Raw genomic sequence first — 4,159 nt, 5'->3', positions numbered from 1 at the left:
CTTTAAACACGAATTGGTATGACGGCACACCAAAACCGGAGGGCCTCAAGGCCCTCCGGACGTTTTCGGAGCAGCGCTCCAAACTCTTTTCGCTATTTTTCGCTACTGTCCCAGCGCCTTGTTCAGCAGGTCGACGGCGATCTTGGCGGTCTCCATGGTCCCCTCCCGCCAGCGGCGCATCCAGAAGGAGTAGAGCCAGCCCTCTGCGGACGCATCCCACTCGGAGAGGTACATCGTATCGTCCTTCAGCTCGATGTCCATAGCCGCCGTGTAGTAGGGCTTGTCCCCGATCTCCGGGAAGCCCGCGATGTGAAATATCTTTCCCCTCTGAATGGAAGGATACTCCCCCTCGCCCATTATTTTGCCGAACTTCTTCTGCCAGTCCGCCGTAGCCACGATGGCCTCGTAGTAGCGGGGCAGCTCCTTGAGGGTCGCCTCAAGCTGGAGCGGCTTGACGACCTGCTCCACGGCGCCCTGGACGAGCCTGTCCAGCGTTGGGGCTCCCCCCTGGCACAGAAAGGCGACGATGGGACCGGCCTCTACGTGCAGGGCGTAAGTTCCCTCTCCCCCTTCCGCATCGCTGGCGGCCTTGAGCAGGCGGGCGATGCGGAGCCTGCCGCGGAGCAGCGCCATAAAGTGGTCGTCCTTCAGTATCTCCTCGGCCGACTCCGATCCGATCTTCAGGTTGTCCCCGTTCAGGTTCAGGGCCTTGGCCGCATCGACGTAGCTTTTAACGTCCTCGGCCGTCAGGCACTCCGCAGGGACCGCCTGCGTCAAGAGAAATATCGCCGCGGCAAGAAGCGGCAGGGACAGGGAGAACATCGTCTTTCTCATTCGTTAAACGCCTTCCTTAAATATTATGATGGTGAAGCAATGCACTTCATTATATATTTCATCGCCCAGGCAGGGCAAGGGTGGTTTTTTTCGCCCCTTCGCCGTGGCAGCTCAAGGGCCTTCCCAGCTCATCAGATTATACCGAATTGCGTTTAATGTGGATTGCCTCCCCTGAAAGGGGAGGTGCCGCCAAGGGCGGCGGAGGGGTTCGGCCAGACGATCGGCGAGGTACGAGCCGTATCGGTTGCTTGGGGGCTTATCAGGGAGGCTTTTTTTACACGCGAATTGGTATTAGACGAATGAGGGGTTGGCGTTTTCTTCGTCGAGCGTCGTCCGAACGAAGTGGCGGAGGCGTGTGGGGATCGAACCCACCAGAGACGGCGAAAACCGCCCCTCACCGGGTTTGAAGCCCGGGCCCGTCACCAGACGAATCTCACCTCCGAAACTGATTTATTATACTTGCTGGCAACGGAAAAGTCCACCGCCTCGAAAAAAGATATATTCCGCCCTCCGAAACCCCTCCAGCCCTCAATTTTCGCCCTTTTAAGGTATACTGACAACAGAAGGTATCCAGCAGCTTTTTTCATGGCAGCGGATGCCGTGGCGTTCCCACGCTGTGGAGCCCACGGCGGGTTCTGCCGTCGAAGACGAAAGGGGAACGGAAGAGATGGACAAGGACGCGGATCGATACCTGCGCGACGTGGACCCGGAGATCGCGGACGTCATCGTGGAGGAGTACCGGCGCCAGAACGATCAGATCGAGCTCATCGCATCGGAGAACTTCACCTCCCGCGCGGTGATGGCGGCCATGGGCTCCGTGCTCACGAACAAGTACGCCGAGGGCTACCCGGCGCACCGGTACTACGGCGGCTGCGAGGTCGTGGACAAGGCGGAGGACCTGGCGCGCGATCGCGCGAAGAAGCTCTTCGGAGGCGATCACGTCAACGTTCAGCCCCACGCCGGCAGCCAGGCCAACATGGCCGCCTACTTCGCCTGCCTCGAGCCGGGGGACACGATCCTGGCCATGAACCTGACGGACGGCGGGCACCTCACCCACGGCTCCCCCGTCAACTTCTCCGGCAAGCTCTACAACGTCGTCCCCTACGGCGTGCGGAAGGACACGGAGACCATCGACTTCGACCAGGTCCGGGAGCTCGCGAAGAAGCACCACCCCAAACTGATCGTCTGCGGGGCCAGCGCCTACCCGCGCATCATCGACGCCTCGAAGTTTCGGGAGATCGCGGACGAGACGGGGGCTCTCGTGATGTTCGACATCGCCCACATCGCGGGGCTGGTGGCGGCGGGGGCCCATCCCAACCCGGTGCCCTACTGCGACTTCGTCACGACGACGACGCACAAGACGCTGCGGGGGCCCCGTGGCGGCATGGTCCTGTGCAAGGAGTGCTTCGCCAAAAAGGTGGATTCCGCCATCTTTCCGGGGATGCAGGGCGGGCCCCTGATGCACGTCATCGCGGCGAAGGCCGTGGCCTTTGCCGAAGCGCTGAAGCCGGATTTCAAGGACTACCAGCATCGGATCGTGGCGAACTGCAAGCGCCTGGCGGAGAAGGTCATGGAGCGCGGGTTCCGCCTCGTGTCCGGCGGAACGGACAACCACCTGATCCTGGTGGACCTGACGAGCAAGGGCGTGACGGGCAAGGACGTCCAGATCGCGCTGGACCGCGCCGGCATCACCGTGAACAAGAACACGATCCCCTTTGAGACGCTGAGCCCCTTCGTGACGAGCGGCGTCCGCATCGGCACGGCTGCGGTGACGACCCGCGGCTTCGGCGCGGAGGAGATGGACCGGATCGCGGGCTGGATCGACCGCGTCGTGACCCACATCGCGGACGAGGCGGAGATCGGGAAGGTCCGCGCGGAGATCTCGGAGCTCTGTGCGGCGAAGCCCCTCTATCCGGGGCTGTATTGATCGCATTCATACCAAATCGCGTCTAATGTGGATTGCCTCCCCTGAAAGGGGAGGTGGTCCGAAGGACCGGAGGGGTTGGTTCTCACGCTTGACAACACCCCCCAGCTTCGCTACCGCTCAGCAGCCCCCCCTTGCAGGGGGGCTTTTCTTGTCCTTCCGCGAATTGGTATGAGATCACCGCGCCATCGCCGCCTCCCGGCGCTTCCCCCTGTCCGGCCTTTGGACGCGCCCGGCAGCTCCCAAAGTTCTGCTACAATAGAGGCGGGTCCTCAGGCCTCCGCCGGCAGAGCGCCCCCGGAGGCGTACCCGGACCCGTTCGCCGTATCTCCTGTGCCGTCTTTCATAAAACTTTAGGGGAGGTCGTTTTGAATGTCGCTTTTCGCTGATGACAAGAACCTGGCTCTGGAACTGGTCCGTGCCACGGAGGCCGCCGTTATGGCGAGCGGCCGCTGGTTTGGGCGCGGCAGCAAGAACGATGTGGATCGGTCTGCCGTGGAGGCCATGCGCTACATGCTGAGGGGCGTGGCCATGAAGGGGGTCGTCGTGATCGGCGAGGGGGAGAAGGACGAAGCGCCCATGCTCTTCAACGGCGAGGAGGTGGGGGCCGGCGAGGGGCCGGAGATGGACATCGCGGTGGACCCCATCGACGGGACGCGACTGCTGGCCCAGGGCCTCGGCGGCTCGATCAGCGTCGTGGCGGCCGCGGACCGCGGCAGCATGTTCAGCCCTCAGGACCTGTTCTACCTGGACAAGATCGTGACCGGCGTGGAGGCGGCGGACTGCATCGACATCCAGGCTCCCGTCCACGTGAACGTCAAGGCCGTGGCCCGCGCCAAGGGCAAGGCGGTGGAGGACATCACCGTGGTCATGCTGGACCGTCCGCGCAACGAGAAGATCCGCGACGAGGTGCGGGCGATGGGAGCGCGGTTGCGGATGATCCCGGACGGGGACGTCAGCGGCGCCCTGACCACCTGCCTGCTGGGCAACGAGACCGCGGACCTGCTGCTGGGCTCAGGGGGTTCGCCGGAGGCCGTCATCACCGCCTGTGCCGTGAAGTGCCTTGGGGGCAACATGCAGTGCCGCCCCTTCTTCCGCGACAAGAAGGACGAGGAGAAGGCGAACGCCCGCGGCCTGACCCGCGACACCGTGCTCACCCTCAACGACCTCGTGAAGAGCGACAACGTCTTCTTCGCAGCCACGGGGGCCTCGGACGGCGACCTCCTGAAGGGGGTCCACTACCAGGGCAGCCACATCCAGACCTCGTCCCTCTGCATGAGGGGCATCAGCGGCACGGTGCGCTACATCTCGGCCGTCCACTCCCCCAAGAAGCTTTCCGAGATGGGCAGCGCCATCGACTACAGCCCCAACAAGAACAACCGTTAATACCAATTTACGTCT

Annotated in this window: 3 protein-coding genes and 1 tRNA gene; 2 read left to right on the top strand and 2 right to left on the bottom strand. The window is 63.1% G+C overall.

From position 1 onward, the window contains the following. Positions 1-102: 102 nt before the first annotated feature. Positions 103-834: a hypothetical protein gene (locus tag SY1_RS00900; protein WP_015555877.1), complete on the bottom strand. Its 732-nt coding sequence runs from the start codon at positions 832-834 to the stop codon at positions 103-105. 343 nt (positions 835-1,177) lie between these two features. Beyond that, positions 1,178-1,275, bottom strand: a tRNA-Sec gene (locus SY1_RS00895). 226 nt (positions 1,276-1,501) lie between these two features. Between SY1_RS00895 and SY1_RS00890 the strand changes: the two genes are divergently transcribed. Both SY1_RS00890 and glpX read left to right on the top strand, forming a co-directional pair. After that, positions 1,502-2,761 carry a serine hydroxymethyltransferase gene (locus SY1_RS00890; protein WP_015555876.1) on the top strand — a complete coding sequence of 420 codons (1,260 nt, stop codon included), beginning with the start codon at positions 1,502-1,504 and terminating at the stop codon, positions 2,759-2,761. A 369-nt stretch (positions 2,762-3,130) separates the two neighbouring features. Continuing rightward, the gene (gene glpX / locus SY1_RS00885) at positions 3,131-4,144 is read left to right on the top strand and encodes a class II fructose-bisphosphatase (protein WP_015555875.1); all 1,014 of its coding nucleotides are present in this window, start codon (positions 3,131-3,133) and stop codon (positions 4,142-4,144) included. Positions 4,145-4,159 lie beyond the last annotated feature (15 nt).

Source organism: Fretibacterium fastidiosum (genome assembly GCF_000210715.1).
GTDB classification, from domain to species: Bacteria; Synergistota; Synergistia; order Synergistales; family Aminobacteriaceae; genus Fretibacterium; species Fretibacterium fastidiosum.
Note: the sequence above shows the minus strand (reverse complement) of the source record. Positions and strands in the feature narration are given on the sequence as shown.